Consider the following 17,005-nt stretch of genomic DNA (forward strand, 5'->3'; position numbering starts at 1 on the left):
GCCTGACGAATGACTCGGCTTCACCAAGGCTATTGAAACCCGCCTCCCAAGCGTCCATATGCACCGACCAACGATTCCTTGAATGCTGCTTATGTATTTCAATGATCATCACAAGTCCTCTGTTCGCCCCCATTCGGGGGATGGGAATACAGCCTCCCTGCCAACAGATTGCACATGTCCTACTGTGTATGGCGATTTCTTCTGCCCCCCAAATAAAAGCAGCGCACTACGTTTCATGAATCAATACAGACTGCGCCTGGATAACAGTCCAAAGGTTGATCATGGTCAAGAATCCGGGCCTTGGGCGCCCATTGACGTGACCACACGTCGGACACCATCAGCGGTCTCCCCCGTCATTGATACAGATCAAACAGATGGACCCTATTGGCAGCACGATTGGGTTGGCTCAATGTCCCTTGCCGTTATTCCATGATCGGCACCCACTATCCCGCGCAAGAGCATTCTATGATCATTGACTGGATCAATTTCACCCCTTGGAAGTCATTGGCTGGAGGCGCTTTGATTGGCTTGGCTGCCGGGCTCTTTGTTGTACTCAATGGGAGAGTGGCTGGGATCAGCGGTTTACTGGGTAGCTTACTCAGTCGAGATCATGAAGGTCGTTCGGAAAAGGCTGCTTTTCTACTCGGGTTGTTTATTGCCCCACTGATCTGGCTACTGTTCACTCCCCTCCCCGTCATCGAGTTTCAGAATGGCTGGCTCAGCCTGCTGTTGGCAGGGCTGCTGGTAGGGCTCGGTACTCGTTACGGATCAGGTTGCACCAGTGGACATGGTGTATGCGGTCTGTCCAGATTGTCATTGCGCTCCATGGTGGCAACGCTGAGCTTCATGACTGCGGGATTCGTAACCGTTTTCGTCGTTCGTCATCTATTGGAGGGCTGACCATGCGTGCGCTGATTGCGTTGCTCGCAGGATTGATGTTCGGACTGGGCTTATTGCTCGCGGGTATGGCAAATCCCACCAAAGTATTGGGGTTTCTCGATTTGACCGGAACTTGGGACCCATCACTGGCACTGGTGATGGTCGGCGCCATTGCCGTAGCTGCCTTGCCATTCGGTTGGGCAAAACGGAAGAAGTACTCTTTGCTGGGTGAAGCAATGCAACTGCCTCAGAAGCGGGTACTCGACCGTCGCTTGATCGCGGGAAGCCTGACATTCGGCATCGGGTGGGGTATCGCCGGCATCTGCCCGGGCCCTGCAATCGTTGGGCTGGGGGCCGGATTCTGGCAGGCTGGCGTGTTTTTGGGAGCCATGCTGATGGGGATGATCCTCTTCGAAGTGCTTGAGCGCTTTACCGGGAAGCCAAGCCTGGGTGATGCAATCTCATAAGGATCCAGCAGCTGCTTTTGAAACAGTCGACGTTATGAATGACTGATCTCCAGCGTCGCACGCAGCCCCCCTGAAGGTCGATTCTCCAGCCTGATTCTTCCGCCCAGACGGGCGGCGATGGTTTGCACGATGGTGAGGCCCAGCCCTGCCCCCTGGTCATTTCCACGGCTGTAGAAACGTTCGAAGAGCCGATCATGCTCGGCTTCGTCGATGCCGGGTCCCTGATCCTCGACAGACAGCTCAAAATGCCCCTCGCCGTTTTCCAGGCATACAGTGATAACCCCGTGTTCCGGAGAGAAATTTGCCGCGTTGGTCACCAGATTATTCAATGCAATGTTGATGGCCGCTGCATCGGCCTTAACCTGGTAAGCCCCGTCGCTGATATCGAACGAAAGCTCAAGCCCCTTGCTCAACAACCAGGGCGTCAGTTGAACCAGGCTTTCGCGTACGGTGGCCGCCAGGTCGATGCTTTGCAGAGGAGGAGCATCGGCCTGCGGTTCAAGCCTGGCCATGGTCAGTAATTGGTTGACCAGCCGACTGGCGCGGTCCACGCCGACAATCAGATATTCCAGCGAATCCCGGCGTTCTTCCTCGGTCCCTGCCTCGAGCAAATTCTGTGCATGAACCCTGAGCACTGCCAGCGGTGTTCGCATTTCATGGGCTGCGTCGGCGATGAAGCGTCGCTCGCGCGCCAGCACTTCCTGGATTTGCGCCAACATCCGGTTGAGGGCTGCCTGCATGGGCTCAAGCTCGGTGGGCAACGGCATCAATTGCAAGGGTTCAAGGGAACCTGAATGCCGCGCGCGCAGGGTTGCGGCCATATTCGCCAGGGGGTTGAGCCCCCAGCCAATCGCCAGCCAGATCACCGCTGCGAGAATCAGGCTGCCGATCAAATTGGGCACAAGGGTATGGCGAACAATACGATCAACCAGATCGGCTCGCACATCGTCGCGCTCACCGACCCATATCTTCAGACCGTATTGGGTGTCATCCAGCACAAACGCCCGCCATTTATGGTTCTTCAGGTCAACCACATCGCTGAAACCAGACTTGCTCGGCGGAGACGTAAAGGACGGTGCACTGGCGGTGTGAACCAGCAACACATCTTGCAAGTTCCAAACCTGGAAGGCGATCTTGCTTTCATAGGGATGGCCGTCGACTTTGGGGGTTGCCAGGCTCAGCGCCTGATTGAAGGCCTGGTAACGCTCGGCGTGCTCCTTGCTGGCCATCGGCATGCGCAGGATGCCTTGCAGCAAACGCGCGTTCTGGGCCAACTGGGCATCATAGACTTCATCGATTTCATGGTTACTGTCATGCAGGTTGACGACACTCATGATCAACAGGCCGACGAACAGCAGACCGAGGATCAGCGTCAGAGTCCGGCGTCTGATGGAGCTCATCAGCGTTCTTCCACCAGATAACCGACGCCACGAATGGTGCGGATCAAATCAGTGGAAAATTTCTTGCGCAGATGATGAATGTGCACCTCCAGCGTGTTGCTTTCCGCTTCTTCGTTCCACCCATAAAGCAGTTGCATCAACCGCTCGCGAGTCATTACCCGCCCCGGTGGAGACAACAGTTCGTAGAGTAGCTGGTACTCCTTGGGGGTCAGGGGCACGGCTTCGTTGTGATAGGTCACTTGCTGGGTTCTGGGGTCCAGACTGATACCGGCATGCTCGATCAGTACCCGTGCCCGCCCGGCACTACGGCGTAAAAGCGCCCGGAGCCGGGCTTTCAGTTCAGCCAGGTCGAAGGGTTTGACCAGGTAATCATCGGCACCGGCATCCAGGCCGGCGATACGGTCTTCGGTGGCATCGCGTGCGGTGAGAATCAGCACTGGCAGGTTAGAGCCGCTCTTGCGCAAGCGATGCAACACGTCAAGACCGTCCATGCGTGGCAGGCCGAGGTCGAGCAGGGCCAGGTCAAAGGTTTCGCTGAGCAGCGAATGCAAGGCACTGCTACCGTCTTTCAACCAGTCGACGGTGTAGCCCTCTCTGCTCAAGGCCTGATGAATCCCTTCGCCCAAGGCCAAGTCATCTTCGATCAACAATAAGCGCACAAAGACTCCTGTCAGTTCAGTTTTTTGTCGACATTGACCAGCAGTGCCTGAATCTCTTGGCGGCGACCGCTATCGGCCACTTCCCGTCCTGCTCTGGCGGGCGCTTTCAAGGCTTTGAGCAAGGCCCCCCTGGCTTCGCTGTAACGGCCTTGACGATAGAGGTGGTCACCCCAGAAGTACAGACTGTCGATGCCATCGGGATTGAGTGCCAAGGCTTGTTTCAGGAGTTGCTCGGCTTTGTCCGCGTCACCAAACCCGATGGGCCAACCGGGTACTCGATCATACAGCGCCGCCAGGCTGGTATAAGCCGAGCCTTGCAGGGCAGCCGGGTTCAGAGTCAAGGCTTTTTCGAAATCGACACGGGCGGCCTTGGCCTTGCCCAGCGCCCCCAATCCGCCCTGCGCCCCCGCCCAACTGCTGGTAACGATACCGGACCAGATCCAGGCTTCGGCGACCGTCTGGCGCTCCTGAGTAAAGGCTGTCGCTTCCCCTGCGAGTTTTTCAAAGGCTGCCGTGCGCTGCTCGGCTGGTAACTCGTACTGGATGTGCGCCCAGCTTTGCTGGATGCTGGCCAGACGCTGTTGATCGGCACCGTCCAAAGCCCATACAGAGCCGCTTAGCGCGCCGAGCATGACGCAGAAAATCATCTTGTTCATGGTTTTGGCTTCTCGCTTTCTTGCTGGTGGCTAAGGCGGCGAATCAACGGCAGATGCTTGCGCAAACCGCGGTCCACCAAGTTGGGTAGCAGGCTGTTCAATCGCACGAAAAAGCGCTCGGGCCAACCCAGATAAAGATCACGGCGATCCCCGGCGATGGCATGAATCACCGCCGATGCGACGTTTTGCGGGTCATCGACACTGGCCTTCAATGCGTCGTTCAGCGCCTGGGCCGCCGGGCTGTTCATCGAAGTACGGGTGGCCCGAGGGGCAACATAAAGAACCCCGACCCGAGTGTCTGCCAGCTCTCGACGCAATGCCTCGGAGAAGCCGCGCAGCGCAAACTTGCTCGCGCAATAGCTGGCGTAACCCGGATAGCCGATGGAGCCGTAGATCGATCCGACATTCACCACCATGGCGGCTTCAGCCTTCTTGAGCAGCGGCAACAACGTGCGGGTGAGGCAAATCGGCGCGCTGATGTTCAGGGCCAGCATCGACGCAACTTCAGCATCGTCGAGTTGCTCGAGCATGGCGAAGTGATTGATACCGGCGGCGTTGATCAGCATGTTGACGCCGCCAGTGGCTTCGGCTGCCGCCAGAACCTTTCGCCGATCGGTGATGCAGGTCAGGTCCGCGGCGATCCAGCAGAGCTGGTCGGGATAACGGGCCAGCAAGGGATCCAGGGATTCTTTATGTCGCGAGATCGCGAGCACATGGGCACCACTGGCACACAATGCCCCGGTGATGGCCAAGCCAATCCCGCCGCTGGCCCCGGTCAATACCACCCGTGCTTCAGAGAGGCGCATGCACGGCCTCCCCGGTTTCGGCGCTCGGTGCAAGGCCGGGTAGCTCGCGGAACATGTCGGTATAAAGCTTGTAGATGACTCGGGAGGCATGAATGACTGCCGCCTGGTCGGCCGGATCTTCCAGCCGATTCATCAGTCGGCGATACGTCTGCATGTGTTCCACATCCAACGATCCGTGGGAACTGAGATAGCTGAAGGCGGTATGAGGTAGCGCCAGACGCTCGCGGATGCTGTCGGCGGCATGGGTGGCCAGCGCGATGCTGGTGCCTTCCAGCACATTGACCATGCCGAACAGTCCCACCGGGTTATCCCGGGCAATCAAGTCGTAAAGAAAGCAGACCATCAACTCGATCGGCAGCCCGGGTCGCCCTTCAATGACGGCCTCCCTGTTTCCACCACAGGCCACGATGTCATCGAGCACCCATTGTTCATGACCGTACTCTTCTTCGATGTATTCGCAGACGGCGCCACGCAGCCATTCGAGATGAGGTGGCAGACGCGCACCGCAGGCCATCATCAGCGGGACAGTGTGCCTGACGTGGTAGTAGGCCTGGGTCAAAAAGGCACGATAACTTTCCAGACTGACTTGCCCGGCAAGGGCGTCGCGGATGACGGGCAGGTTGAACAGCGTATGACGCTCTTGCTGGGTGGCTTCTTGCAATCGGTCAAAAAAACTCATGATGTGGATTCCTCGCAATGGTCGGATGAGGTGAGCCATTGCCGATAGCGTTCGACAATGGCTTCGCGGCGCGGTCGGCCGTTGGCGGTGAGCAAGCCATTGGCGGGCGTAAACGGTTGCTCCAGACGGGTCCAGTGACGGACTTGGGCATAGTCAGGCAGCGCCTGGTTGGCCTGAGCAATAGCGGCAGCGAGTTCAGCGTCGCTGCAGTCCGGTTTATGCGGCCACACCAGGGCACGGTTACTCGGCAGCGCTTCGCCATAAACGAACGCCTGGGCAATGTGGCTGCGCTGGGTCAATTCAGCCTCGACCCACTCGGGATTCACGTTGCGGCCAAAACTGGTGACGAACTGGTGCTTCTTGCAGCCATTGAGATACAGAAAACCCTCGGCGTCGAACTGCCCCAGATCACCGCTGTGCCACCCGTCACCGGGCTCGGGGGGCTCACCCAGATAACCGAGCATGGGCGAGCCACTGATCAGTACCTCGCCGTCTTCGGCCAGCCGAACCTTAACGTGGGGCAAGGGTTTGCCGACACTGCCGGGGCGATGGGCGCCGGGACGGTTGAGACACACCACTGAGGCGCATTCGGACAAGCCATAACCCTCGTATACCGGCAGACCGAAGCAATTGCGGTACCAGGATCAGGCTTTCGGGTTTTGCGCAGGGCCAGGCAGGCGAGCAGTTTCGAGGCGTCCACCCCACTGGCGCCTTCAATCCCCAGTGTTCGCTGGCTCGGCAGACTCAGGATGGCGCCGGCATACAGCGCAGCATAACAACCGAGATTTTCCAGCAGGATCGCCATTGGCAGTAGCGCCAGATGATGGCGTGGGTCATTGAGTCGGCTGGCTTGATCCAGCTCGCGAGCGACCGTCAGCAGGCTGTCGGCACTCAGGCACACACCTTTCGGGGTGCCGGTAGTGCCAGAGGTAAAGGTGAGTTTTGCCGTGCCCTCGGGTATGCGCCTGGAACCGGTAAAAGATCGGTGCCAGAATTCGCCGGTCTTTACATAACCAGTGCTTTGCAGTTCGCAGGCCATATCAGCCTCAGCGATGACCAACTGCGCCTGGCTTTGCTCCAGGCAGTGCCTGCGCTGTGCGGGACTGAAGAAGGCGGGTAATGTCAGGCAGGTCAACCCTTCGAAAAGTATCGCTAGATCCCAGAGCATGGCGTCCGCCCCGTTCTCCAGCATCAGCGCGACAACGCCAACCCGTTCATCGCGCAGACGCTGTTGCCGATAGACCACCTCGGCGTACAACGTGGAGTAGTCCACCTGCAACTCATCGCCCCATATGGCCAGGGTGTTGGTCTTTTGCTCGGCATACGTGCGCAATGCCCGTTGAAAACGCTGCACCTCAGGCGACATGGCTGGTTTGCTCGATCGACGATGGTAAACCGAGACGGTTGAACATCCCCATATTACGCAAATGAATGAAGCCGGCGCGGATGTTACCGACATGCACGAACGGTTGACTCTCGTAATAGCTGCCCCATGCATGCCGCTCCTCCCCCAGTCGCTGCGGATCGGCGGCGCATAGCGTCACAGGCCGCAACCCCAAACGATGAAAGCTGTTGACCAGGCCGATGCTGCCGGTGAATGCCACCCACTCCAGCCCACCCATCGCCAGCAGATAGGTCATGGCGATGATGCTCAGGCGGGCGCTGCCAGTATCGATGGCGGCAAGATTGCCGACTTCGACGATGCCCGCACGGTCAACCGGGCGATCATTGGCCGCACAAATGAGCCGCTCGATCGGATCGTCCAGATAGTGTTCGAGAAACATCGGCCCGTCGCTGGCCAGCCGGATACCAACCACCGCGTTGAGCACACCCGCCGCATTATTGAGCCCGAACAGCTCGGGCATGAAATAACGGATCTCGGCGCCGTGGGCCTGACGAAAACGCTGCTCAATAAAGGCTTCGAATACTGGTCGCAACTCATCATCGCGCAACGCCCTCAACAGGCTCATGGCGGGTGTTTCGGCATTGCCGAAATGCAGCGGCAAATGGATGTTCCATTCGAATCCCGGCATTGAAAGAACTCCTCCCGTGGGTAATAGGCCGGAGTATCCAAGGCGATTCTTAACGGAGTCTGAAGGTGACAAAACAACAACGTCTACCTTGAAGGGGCCGACGACGGGCCGGGTGTTCCAGAGTCAGAGCGTGAAGCCATTTTCGATCGGTTTCACCCAGTGGCTGGAACACTCACACGGGGGAGTGGCATCGGTTTGTCACTGGTAGCCAGTGGTATTCCCTGGAGCCCGATTAGGTGCGCATCGCGACACCATCCTGAACCCACAACATCGCACCAATGGGTGGCCAGGATGCCCACATTCCAGTGGGCAATCCAAATCAACGCCGCTCCCCAATACAGGCACTTGGCAGGGTACTAAAGCGGAAACGTGAGCTTGATCCAGTATGCCTCGCCCTCCGGGCGATTTCGGGCATCACTATCCTTGTGCCACTTCGCGGTAACGAACCAGCCAGAAGGACTGCTGTACTTGATCGAGGGGCCAATGACGAACGCTCGCCCCTTATTGTCCTCAATACGTTTACCGTCTTGCAGATCGTCGGTCGTTTGGCGGTAGACGTACCCGCCTACACCGACGACCCAGCCATTTCCGAACAGATACGACGGTGAGCGTTCCGATTAAAACCACTGACGCTTTATTTCCTGCCACTGGATGTCTGAAAGTCACTTATCTGCCATCGCAAAGAAAATACTCTCCTCAACTTCCATATGATCGTAGTATTAAGTGGTCAAGATCCAAATCGCGTCTAAAATGCTTTAATGTTCTGGTTCTACTTCGAAGGCTGATGATCAGCATATGCAAAAGCAATACTGGCACGAACTCAACTCCGCAACCACGCCGTTACGTGGAACTGTCAGCCATTTGAAGGAGGTCTAGTCGTGGCTAATTTATTTGACGCGATCCTACTTGGGGTATTGGCATTGCTGCCATTGATCAACCCCCCTACGACAGTGGCGCTTTTTCTAGCCCTTTCTCAGGGACTTAGTCGAGAGCAAAAAAACAAACAGGCACTCCTGACAGCAGGTTACGTATTTATCATCATGACACTCACCTACTATATAGGTGAGTTTGTCATGGGTGTTTTTAGTATATCGATACCGGGATTGCGGATTGCGGGCGGGGGAATTCTAATCATAATCGGTTCAAGGATGTTATTCCCTCAATCCCGCCAGCCATCCTCCTCTTGCGATAGCGAGGCAGAACGAACCAGTTTTGCGTTCATCCCATTAGCCATGCCCAGCACTGCTGGCCCAGGTACGATTGCAATGATCATTAGTGCTTCTGCCACCATTAAACACAACACGACTTTTCCGTCCTGGGTATTGCTAATAGCACCCCCATTGATTTTCCTTTCAACCTCTCTAATTCTTTGGTGTTGTTTACGCGCTTCAGACTTGATTATGAAAGCAACTGGAGAGTCAGGAATTGATGCCATCTCACGCTTAATGGGTTTTTTACTCGTTTGCATGGGGGTGCAGTTCGCCATCAACGGCTCGGTAGAAATCATACAAACCATCATCAACAATAACACTCAACTCCCCCGCTCTCCGTCGGCTCGTTCCCCCCTTTGATGCGATTGAAGATTAGGGACGATTTCCTAGCGTCCGCCTCTCGATCAGCACGATGTACCTTACGCGGTAAAGCACCTTTCTCAGGCCTGATACACATGGCTTTTCGCGGCAGTGAAGAAAAAATGCCGATTGGCCAAGATGTGTCTATACCCAATATTGCCAGTTATTTGAATCAGGGCTTTTTGAAGTAGCCCGCCTATTGACTGCCCTCAAAAGCAGGTGCCATGCGTCACCCTTGCCCGACGACAAGTCATCAAGCGCCGGATTCAAGGTCAATGCGTTGAGCAGATCAAGGAGTTCCCGATGGCCGATTCAAGCAAGAAAATGAGCCTCATGGGGCTTACCACTCTGGTAACGGTGAACATGATGGGATCGGGCATCATCATGTTGCCCACGAGCATGGCCCAACTCGGCGCCGTTTCATTGCTGTCATGGGTCGTCACTGCCATAGGCTCCATGGCCATCGCCTACTGCTTTTCCCAGTGCGGCATCTTCTGTCCGCGCTCAGGCGGGCTGTCCGCCTACACCGAAGAGGCGCACGCCAAATCAGGGTTCTTCCTCTGCTCGTACCTGTACTTTCTTTCGCTGGCCATCGCCAACGTGGCGGTTGCCATCTCCGCCGTGGGGTACATGACATCGTTCGTGCCCTGGTTGGGAAGTGGCGCCATTGCGCTGTTCACAGGAACAGTCGGTTTGCTCTGGTTGACCACCGTGGCTAACTTTGGCGGCCCCGGCATCACTGGCAAGATCGGGGCGATTACCGTGTGGGGTGTGATCATCCCGGTGGCCGGCTTGAGCATCATCGGTTGGTTCTGGTTCAAGCCCGATGTGCTGATTGCCGCCTGGAACCCGAACAACCTGCCAATCTCCGAAGCCATCAGCAAGGCGATTCCCCTGACCCTGTGGGCCTTCCTCGGCATGGAGTCGGCGGCGCAAGCCTCCGATGCGGTAGAAAATCCCAAGCACACCGTGCCGCTGGCTTGCCTGCTCGGCACGCTGGGTGCGGCAGTGGTCTATGTGCTGTCGACTACGGTTATTCAAGGCATCATACCCAACGCCGAACTGGCCAATTCTTCGGCGCCTTTCGCGCTCGTCTATGCGCACATGTTCAACCCTATAGTCGGCAACATCATCATGGCGCTGGCGGTGATGGCCTGTGTCGGCTCGCTGCTGGGCTGGCAGTTCACCCTGGCGCAAACAGCCAAGATGACGGCTGACCAGGGAATGTTCCCAAAACTGTTCAGCAAGGTCAGCGCGCTGAATGCCCCCATTGTCGGCATGCTTGTCTGCGGTGTGTTGCAGACCTTGATGGCGCTGTCGACCATTTCCCCCAATGCCAGCGCCCAGTTCGCAAAGCTCGTCAGCCTGGCGGCAGTGACCAACCTGATCCCATACGTGACGGCGGCCACCGGCTTGCTGGTCATGATGTACAAAGCCAAAGTCAGTGCAGGCGTATACACCCGCAACACAATGTTGTTGCTGATTGCCGTGGCGTATTCCTTGTATGCCCTGTATGCCTGCGGCAGAGACGCCGTGTTCGGCGGCGCCCTCGTCCTTGCATTCGGCTACCTGCTCTATGGCTCCCTCGCCAAGCGCTTTATCGATGAGCCTTCAACCGCTCGGCCGACCAGCGCCGGCAATCCTTAGCCGTTGTCTTCAGGACTGCGCAGACATCTGAATTCGGGGAACGAGGATATGAACGTAAAACTGCCTGAAGCCAACAACCTGTTGCTCGTCTGCCTGCTCACGCTGGTGCCGGTACTGGCCGATGCCAATACCCTTGAACGCGTGCGGGCGAGTAACACCTTCACCCTCGGCTACCTGCCAGACTACGCCCCCTTTAGTGTCCAGGCGGGCGATAAAGCCAGCGGTTATGCCATCGCTCTTTGTCTGAAAATCGCCGACAAGGTCAAGATCGAGTTGGGTTTGCCCGGGCTGCAAATACGCTACCAGCCCGTCACAGCCACCGACGAGATGAGTGCCGTCAGCTCGGGAATGGTCGACATTCTTTGTACACCGACACCGCCCACACTGGAGCGGCGCAAGACGGTGAGCTACTCGGTGCCGATCTACACGGCCGGCCTGTCGGCGGTGGTGCGCCAGGATGCACCAGAAGCGTTGCTCAATGTACTTAACGGAAAAGTAGCCCATACCGGACCGACTTGGCGAGCCACCATCAACCGTGGGCTGGTCAACCAGACCTTTGCCGCTACCGCTGGCGGAGTCACCGAGGCATGGATCCGCCAGCAAATGCGACTACTCGGTGTGGTGGCCACTCTGGTCACGGTCGAGAACACTGACGCAGGCCTTAAGCTGGTTGCCGAAGGCAAAGCCGATGTCTTCTTCGCTGAACGCATGATGCTCATGAACCTCCTCGGCACAGATGACTCCACAGCGAATCTGGTTCTACTGGAGCGTATTTTTGAGTACGCACCGACTGCAATGGCGGTGGATCGAGACGATGAAAATTTCCGTTTGCTGGTCGACACCACGCTGAGTGAAATGTACCGATCGGGCGAGATTGAGCAGGCATACAACCATTACCTGGGAGGTATCAGCGACACGGCCAAGAAGCTGTTCAAGGTCTATGCGATACCTTAGATATAAGGCCTGCCCTTCTCCACTGCCTTCGAAGGAGAAACGTCGGCTGATCATTTGGACATACGCTGCAGTGAATCAATGGCAAAAACTATATGTTTGCTACCCTTAGGGAACGGCATCGAAGCTGAGGTCTGTGGCTTGCAAAGTCGGCTTTCATCTCCCTGGCGTTGATCCATTCATTTCAAGCCTGCCTGATCACATGGGGGGTGCAATGCACATTCCATTATTTTACGCGGTGTCAGCTGCACTGTTGTTGAGTGGATTTTCCTGCCTGGCGCAGCCATTGGATGCGACCGCAACCGGGACAGCAAACGTGGCCGACACCCCGCCCGTCACCGCGGCGGCCAAAGATGCCGTGTTTACCCAGGAACAGCTGGATCAAATGCTGGCGCCCATTGCGCTTTACCCCGACCCACTGCTGGCACAGGTACTGATGGCTACCACGTACCCCGGGGAAGTCGCCGAGGCGGTCACCTGGTCCAAAGCGCACCCGGACGCCAAGGGCGATGATGCGGTCAAACAAGTGGCGAGCCAGCCCTGGGATCCGAGCGTGCAGGCGCTGGTCGCCTTCCCCCAGGTCCTGGCAACGCTGGGACAGGATCCCGTCTGGGTACAACGCCTGGGTGATGCCTTCCTGGCGCAGCCCGACGATGTCATGGGGGGCGTGCAACGCTTGCGTCATCAGGCGCAAGCCGCCGGCAACCTGCAGAGCAACCAGTACCAGAACGTGACGGTTCAGGCTGCTGCACCGGCCGCTACCCCTGCCCCTGCCGGCAGCACCTCCACTATCATCATCCAGCCCGCCGATCCGCAGGTGGTTTACGTACCCAGTTATAACCCGACAACAACCTACGGCACCTGGCCCTACCCGGCCTCGCCTCCCGTGTACTATCCACCGCCGCCAGCCTATTACCCCGGTTCGGCATTGCTGGCCGGGCTGGCGTTTGGTACCGGTGTGGCGATCATCGGCTCGTTGTGGGGTGACTGTGACTGGGGCAATAACGACATCGACATCGATGTCGAACGCTACAACAACATCAATCGCAACAACCAGATCACCCGTAATCAGAACAAGTGGCAGCACAACGCCGTGCATCGCGATGGTGTGCCCTATCGCGACAGTAAGAGCCGCGAACAGTACGGCCGACAACTGAGCGGTGCCAATCAGCGTGAGGCCTATCGAGGGGACACTGCTCAGCGAGCCCAGGCTCGTGAAAAAGCCCGTGGCTCAATGGAAAAGCACGGTATCGAACGACCTGCCACCAGCAACCGCGAAGCCCGTGATTCAGCGCGCAAAGCGCAATCCGGAACCTCGGCCAGCAATCGGATGCAAGCAGGTGCAGACAGACCGAAGTCGTCTGACAGGAGTCAGGGCTCTGCCAGAAATACTCGGGAGAGTCAGCAAACCAGGAATCAGACCGCCCGCGCACAGGACAACTTGCAGGCGCGTCAAGCTACGCAAAAACGGCCGTCCGCCAGTACGGGCAGTGCCCGCGACAATGCATTCGCCGGTGTGCGCTCACCGTCCCAAGCCAACGCACAAGCCAATCGAGGGCGGGCCAGCCAAGCATCCGTCCAGCGCCCCAGTGCCTCGCGATCAGCTGGCCATCAGATCAGCCGGCCGTCCAATCCACCGGCACGTCAAAGGGGGGGCCGTCGTTGAAAAACAATCCTCGGGTGAAGGCACTCATGGGCTTGCTCCCTCATGCCCTGGCGATCGCCGCCGGCTTGGCGTGGTCGTGCATGGCTACGGCACAGCAGGCATTTCCAACCCCGGAAAAGGCTGCTCAAGCGTTCGTCGAAGCACTGGGTACGGAACACGCCGAACAGGCACGCCTGACAGCGCTGCTGGGTAATGAATGGCGCAGTTTCATCCCGCGCGAAGGCGTGCAGCGCAGTGATGTGGATGCGTTTTTGAAGCAATACCACGAGCAACACCACATTGAAAAAATCAGCGACCGCAAGGCGATCCTGGCGGTGGGCAGTGACCGCTGGACACTGCCTATACCCATGATAAAAGGCCCGAACGGTTGGCGCTTCGACATCAAGGCCGGTAGCGCTGAGGTCCGTGCACGTCGAATTGGCCGCAACGAACTCGCCGCGTTGCAATCGGTGCTGACCTATCATGACGCCCAGATGGACTATGCGTCAGTGGATCGTGACGGTGACGGCGCACTCGAGTATGCGCAGAAAATCTTCAGTACCACCGGCAAGCACAACGGGCTCTATTGGGCGGACGACGATAGCGGCCAGATTAGCCCGCTGGGTCCCGCGTTCGGCAAAGCCATTGCTGGCGAAGACTGGCATGGTTACCACTTCCGCATCCTCGAAGGTCAAGGTCCTTCAGCACCTGGTGGCGCCTACAGCTACCTCATCGGTGACAAGATGAGCCGAGGCTTTGCACTGATCGCCTGGCCGGCGAAATACAATGACACCGGGGTGATGAGTTTCATGATCAGTCATGAAGGACAGGTGTTCGAAAAAGACTTGGGACCGGGTGGTGACAAATTGGCGCAGTCGATGAAGCGCTTTGATCCGGATGACAGCTGGAAGGTGGTTACCGTAGATCAAGAGCAGCAAGATTTATCTGTGCGTTGAGATGACGTAGTTGCCCCTCATGCAGAAGCGTTTCTTCTGCATGAGGTTATTAGTTACGGCAGCGAAACACAGGGTCATCTTCGTAGCCTTTTCCCCAGCACCCTTTCAAAAAAGCTGCTGAAGCATTGTTTTTAGTTACTTGATGAACGCTTGCAAATCGTTGGTCAGTTTGTCGATCGCCACTTTGAAGTCCTTGGTGGTGATCTTCTGGCTGGCGTTTGACAGCGTACTGCCAAAGACTTTGCGCACCACTTTGGCCACGGTCTGGTTGTTGCTGGCATCGATAAACTCGGCCTCGATGAACAGTGTGGTTTCCTGATCGCGATGGCCACTGGCAGCGGACACACCCCCCACGACGGCGGCGACCGGAACCACTTCATACCACTTCATGCCTTCGTTTTCGGCATTCACCCCAGTGATCGCTGCGCGCATGATCAAGGTTTTTGAACCGGCCGGCGCTGATTTTGCGCTCGATACAACCCGATACTTTCGGTCCAGAACGCCTTTGGCCTTGCTGGTCATGTAGTTCTGCAACTCGTCCAGGGTTTGCCGGTCAACCCGCTCGTTGGGCTGTGGCGCCGGGTAGAGCTCCAGCTTGTTGAAGGCCACGGTGTTATAGGCATCTGGATTCCAGGACGGGCTCACCCAGCGCATGGCTGTCTCGCCGCTGGTGGTGGTGACCTGCTGCAAGTTGTTGTAGTTGGACAGGAAGCCGGAATACTGCTCACGCTCGGTGACTTTCGAGGTGCAACCGCCGAGCAGCAGGCTGGCCAATGCAGCGCCCATAAACAGTTTTCGGGACAAGTTCATAATGGTGTGTGCTCCATGGATTAAGTCGTTTTTTCGGTAGCAGGGTATTAGAAACGCCAGGTCATGTTTCCGGTCACGGCTCCAATCCAGGCATTGTCGAACTGACCACAAGTTTGCGCGCCTGACGAGTCGGCAACCTTGTTCAGAGCATAGGCGGCTGCGGCCACAATGCGGCACGACTTGCCAGAAAACTGTGTATCCGAAGCAACTAATGGCCTAAGAGCCGAACATATAGCCAGTCGCACTACCGAGGGTCGGAGTAATAGCTATTTCATCTATATTTTCCAATCGATTAGTCTGACTTGCTAATTGAGTGATTAGATTTGCTAAACCGCAAAAACATACTAGCGTCAAGCTATGCACCTATTTTTTGTAGGTTTTTTGGAATTATTACTGCCCGCATTAATGTGTGTGAACTGTTTATAACGACTCCATTACCAAGGAATAGAGGTATGACTTGAACAAGATTAGTTATTGCATAGCTAACGAAATTGATCTTTCGTTCTTCCCTGCATTGGAGTCATGCAATGTCTGAATCCTCCGGAAAACTGAAACTCGGCGCACTCGTGGCGTTAGTAGTCGGTTCAATGATTGGTGGCGGGATCTTCTCCTTGCCCCAGAACATGGCCGCCAGTGCTGACGTCGGTGCTGTTCTTATTGGTTGGGCAATCACCGCAGTGGGCATGTTGACCCTCGCCTTCGTGTTCCAGACCCTGGCCAATCGCAAGCCTGATCTGGATGGCGGTGTCTACGCCTACGCCAAGGCCGGGTTCGGCGACTACATGGGTTTCTCGTCTGCCTGGGGATACTGGATCAGTGCCTGGCTGGGCAACGTGGGTTACTTCGTCCTGTTGTTCAGCACCCTCGGTTATTTCTTTCCGATCTTCGGCGAAGGCAACACGGTTGCCGCGGTGATCGGCGCCTCGCTGCTGCTCTGGGCGGTGCACTTTCTGGTTTTACGAGGCATCAAGGAAGCGGCATTCATCAACCTGGTGACCACCGTGGCCAAGGTCGTGCCGCTGCTGCTGTTCGTATTGATCGCCCTCTTCGCGTTCAAGCTGGAGATCTTCACCGCCGACNGAGGCATCAAGGAAGCGGCATTCATCAACCTGGTGACCACCGTCGCCAAGGTCGTACCGCTGCTGCTGTTCGTGTTGATCGCCTTGTTCGCGTTCAAGCTGGAGATCTTCACCGCCGACATCTGGGGCCTGAAAAACCCGGACCTGGGCAGTGTGATGAACCAGGTGCGCAAGATGATGCTGGTCACCGTGTGGGTGTTCATCGGCATCNACATCTGGGGCCTGAAAAACCCGGACCTGGGCAGTGTGATGAACCAGGTGCGCAAGATGATGCTGGTCACCGTGTGGGTGTTCATCGGCATCGAAGGCGCGAGCATCTTTTCGGCCCGCGCGGAAAAACGCAGCGACGTGGGTAAAGCCACGGTCATCGGGTTCATCACCGTGCTGCTGTTCCTGGTGCTGGTGAACGTGCTGTCCCTGGGCATCATGACCCAACCGGAACTCGCCAAACTGCAGAACCCGTCCATGGCCGCGGTGCTGGAGCATGTGGTCGGTCACTGGGGCGCGGTGCTGATCAGTGTCGGCCTGATCATTTCCTTGCTCGGGGCGTTGCTGTCATGGGTGTTGCTGTGCGCGGAGATCATGTTCGCCGCCGCCAAGGACCACACCATGCCGGCGTTTTTGCGCCGTGAAAACGCCAACCTCGTACCGGCCAACGCGCTGTGGCTGACCAACGCGATGGTGCAGCTGTTTCTGATCATCACGCTGTTTTCCGCCAGCACTTACCTGTCGCTGATCTACCTCGCCACCTCGATGATCCTGGTGCC

15 protein-coding genes and 2 pseudogenes are annotated in these 17,005 nt (G+C 57.1%); 8 read left to right on the forward strand and 9 right to left on the reverse strand.

The window, feature by feature from the left end; translation table 11 throughout:
• Positions 1-465: 465 nt before the first annotated feature.
• Both HCU66_RS25685 and HCU66_RS25690 read left to right on the forward strand, forming a co-directional pair.
• Complete coding sequence (locus HCU66_RS25685; RefSeq protein WP_205891190.1) at positions 466-900, forward strand: YeeE/YedE family protein; 435 nt, start codon at positions 466-468, stop codon at positions 898-900.
• 2 nt (positions 901-902) lie between these two features.
• Complete coding sequence (locus tag HCU66_RS25690) at positions 903-1,346, forward strand: DUF6691 family protein (RefSeq protein WP_205891191.1); 444 nt, start codon at positions 903-905, stop codon at positions 1,344-1,346.
• A gap of 32 nt (positions 1,347-1,378) precedes the next feature.
• Here the strand turns inward: HCU66_RS25690 and HCU66_RS25695 are convergent, their stop codons facing one another.
• The 8 genes and pseudogenes from HCU66_RS25695 to HCU66_RS25730 form a co-directional block, all read right to left on the reverse strand.
• On the reverse strand, positions 1,379-2,746 hold the full coding sequence (locus HCU66_RS25695) for a sensor histidine kinase (protein WP_205891192.1): 1,368 nt from the start codon (positions 2,744-2,746) through the stop codon (positions 1,379-1,381).
• Positions 2,746-3,405: a response regulator gene (locus HCU66_RS25700; RefSeq protein WP_205891193.1), complete on the reverse strand. Its 660-nt coding sequence runs from the start codon at positions 3,403-3,405 to the stop codon at positions 2,746-2,748. The genes HCU66_RS25695 and HCU66_RS25700 overlap by 1 nt, the downstream gene beginning before the upstream one ends.
• Positions 3,406-3,416: 11 nt before the next feature.
• Positions 3,417-4,061, reverse strand: coding sequence for a tetratricopeptide repeat protein (locus HCU66_RS25705; protein ID WP_205891194.1), 645 nt, complete (start codon positions 4,059-4,061; stop codon positions 3,417-3,419).
• Positions 4,058-4,867: an SDR family oxidoreductase gene (locus HCU66_RS25710; protein WP_205891195.1), complete on the reverse strand. Its 810-nt coding sequence runs from the start codon at positions 4,865-4,867 to the stop codon at positions 4,058-4,060. The genes HCU66_RS25705 and HCU66_RS25710 overlap by 4 nt, the downstream gene beginning before the upstream one ends.
• Positions 4,854-5,546: an iron-containing redox enzyme family protein gene (locus tag HCU66_RS25715; RefSeq protein WP_205891196.1), complete on the reverse strand. Its 693-nt coding sequence runs from the start codon at positions 5,544-5,546 to the stop codon at positions 4,854-4,856. Before HCU66_RS25715 ends, HCU66_RS25710 begins: the two co-directional genes overlap by 14 nt.
• Positions 5,543-6,912: pseudogene (locus tag HCU66_RS25720) on the reverse strand (AMP-binding protein). Before HCU66_RS25720 ends, HCU66_RS25715 begins: the two are co-directional and overlap by 4 nt.
• Positions 6,902-7,579 carry a thermostable hemolysin gene (locus HCU66_RS25725; protein ID WP_205891197.1) on the reverse strand — a complete coding sequence of 226 codons (678 nt, stop codon included), beginning with the start codon at positions 7,577-7,579 and terminating at the stop codon, positions 6,902-6,904. Before HCU66_RS25725 ends, HCU66_RS25720 begins: the two are co-directional and overlap by 11 nt.
• A gap of 356 nt (positions 7,580-7,935) precedes the next feature.
• Positions 7,936-8,169 (reverse strand): annotated as a pseudogene (locus tag HCU66_RS25730) (transporter); the annotation flags it as partial.
• 288 nt (positions 8,170-8,457) lie between these two features.
• On the opposite strand from HCU66_RS25730, the gene HCU66_RS25735 reads away from it, so the two are divergent.
• The 5 genes from HCU66_RS25735 (at position 8,458) to HCU66_RS25755 (ending at position 14,349) form a co-directional block, all read left to right on the forward strand.
• Entirely contained in the window at positions 8,458-9,150 is a 693-nt protein-coding gene (locus HCU66_RS25735; protein ID WP_205891198.1) for a MarC family NAAT transporter, read from the forward strand.
• A 303-nt stretch (positions 9,151-9,453) separates the two neighbouring features.
• Positions 9,454-10,797 carry a putrescine-ornithine antiporter gene (gene potE, locus HCU66_RS25740; RefSeq protein ID WP_205891199.1) on the forward strand — a complete coding sequence of 448 codons (1,344 nt, stop codon included), beginning with the start codon at positions 9,454-9,456 and terminating at the stop codon, positions 10,795-10,797.
• 48 nt (positions 10,798-10,845) lie between these two features.
• Complete coding sequence (locus HCU66_RS25745) at positions 10,846-11,751, forward strand: amino acid ABC transporter substrate-binding protein (RefSeq protein WP_205891200.1); 906 nt, start codon at positions 10,846-10,848, stop codon at positions 11,749-11,751.
• Between the two features lie 211 nt (positions 11,752-11,962).
• The gene (locus tag HCU66_RS25750; RefSeq protein WP_205891201.1) at positions 11,963-13,414 is read left to right on the forward strand and encodes a DUF3300 domain-containing protein; all 1,452 of its coding nucleotides are present in this window, start codon (positions 11,963-11,965) and stop codon (positions 13,412-13,414) included.
• A 26-nt stretch (positions 13,415-13,440) separates the two neighbouring features.
• The gene (locus tag HCU66_RS25755; RefSeq protein WP_205891202.1) at positions 13,441-14,349 is read left to right on the forward strand and encodes a DUF2950 domain-containing protein; all 909 of its coding nucleotides are present in this window, start codon (positions 13,441-13,443) and stop codon (positions 14,347-14,349) included.
• 135 nt (positions 14,350-14,484) lie between these two features.
• Here HCU66_RS25755 and HCU66_RS25760 read toward each other — a convergent pair whose 3' ends face one another.
• Positions 14,485-15,159 (reverse strand): DUF3313 domain-containing protein, encoded by a 675-nt coding sequence (locus HCU66_RS25760; protein ID WP_205891203.1) that lies wholly within the window; start codon positions 15,157-15,159, stop codon positions 14,485-14,487.
• A 527-nt stretch (positions 15,160-15,686) separates the two neighbouring features.
• On the opposite strand from HCU66_RS25760, the gene HCU66_RS25765 reads away from it, so the two are divergent.
• On the forward strand, positions 15,687-17,005 hold a 1,319-nt coding region (locus tag HCU66_RS25765; protein WP_241015689.1), incomplete at its 3' end, for an amino acid permease.

This window comes from Pseudomonas frederiksbergensis (assembly GCF_017114915.1).
GTDB lineage: Bacteria > Pseudomonadota > Gammaproteobacteria > Pseudomonadales > Pseudomonadaceae > Aquipseudomonas > Aquipseudomonas frederiksbergensis_I.

What these genes read in the sequence shown, in the direction of transcription:
- HCU66_RS25685 (WP_205891190.1), top strand. Translation starts at nt 466, where the DNA reads ATGATCATTGACTGGATCAATTTCACCCCTTGGAAGTCATTGGCTGGA.
- HCU66_RS25690 (WP_205891191.1), top strand. Translation starts at nt 903, where the DNA reads ATGCGTGCGCTGATTGCGTTGCTCGCAGGATTGATGTTCGGACTGGGC.
- HCU66_RS25695 (WP_205891192.1), bottom strand. Translation starts at nt 2,746, where the DNA reads ATGAGCTCCATCAGACGCCGGACTCTGACGCTGATCCTCGGTCTGCTG.
- HCU66_RS25705 (WP_205891194.1), bottom strand. Translation starts at nt 4,061, where the DNA reads ATGAACAAGATGATTTTCTGCGTCATGCTCGGCGCGCTAAGCGGCTCT.
- HCU66_RS25710 (WP_205891195.1), bottom strand. Translation starts at nt 4,867, where the DNA reads ATGCGCCTCTCTGAAGCACGGGTGGTATTGACCGGGGCCAGCGGCGGG.
- HCU66_RS25715 (WP_205891196.1), bottom strand. Translation starts at nt 5,546, where the DNA reads ATGAGTTTTTTTGACCGATTGCAAGAAGCCACCCAGCAAGAGCGTCAT.
- HCU66_RS25725 (WP_205891197.1), bottom strand. Translation starts at nt 7,579, where the DNA reads ATGCCGGGATTCGAATGGAACATCCATTTGCCGCTGCATTTCGGCAAT.
- potE (WP_205891199.1), top strand. Translation starts at nt 9,454, where the DNA reads ATGGCCGATTCAAGCAAGAAAATGAGCCTCATGGGGCTTACCACTCTG.
- HCU66_RS25745 (WP_205891200.1), top strand. Translation starts at nt 10,846, where the DNA reads ATGAACGTAAAACTGCCTGAAGCCAACAACCTGTTGCTCGTCTGCCTG.
- HCU66_RS25750 (WP_205891201.1), top strand. Translation starts at nt 11,963, where the DNA reads ATGCACATTCCATTATTTTACGCGGTGTCAGCTGCACTGTTGTTGAGT.
- HCU66_RS25755 (WP_205891202.1), top strand. Translation starts at nt 13,441, where the DNA reads ATGGGCTTGCTCCCTCATGCCCTGGCGATCGCCGCCGGCTTGGCGTGG.
- HCU66_RS25760 (WP_205891203.1), bottom strand. Translation starts at nt 15,159, where the DNA reads ATGAACTTGTCCCGAAAACTGTTTATGGGCGCTGCATTGGCCAGCCTG.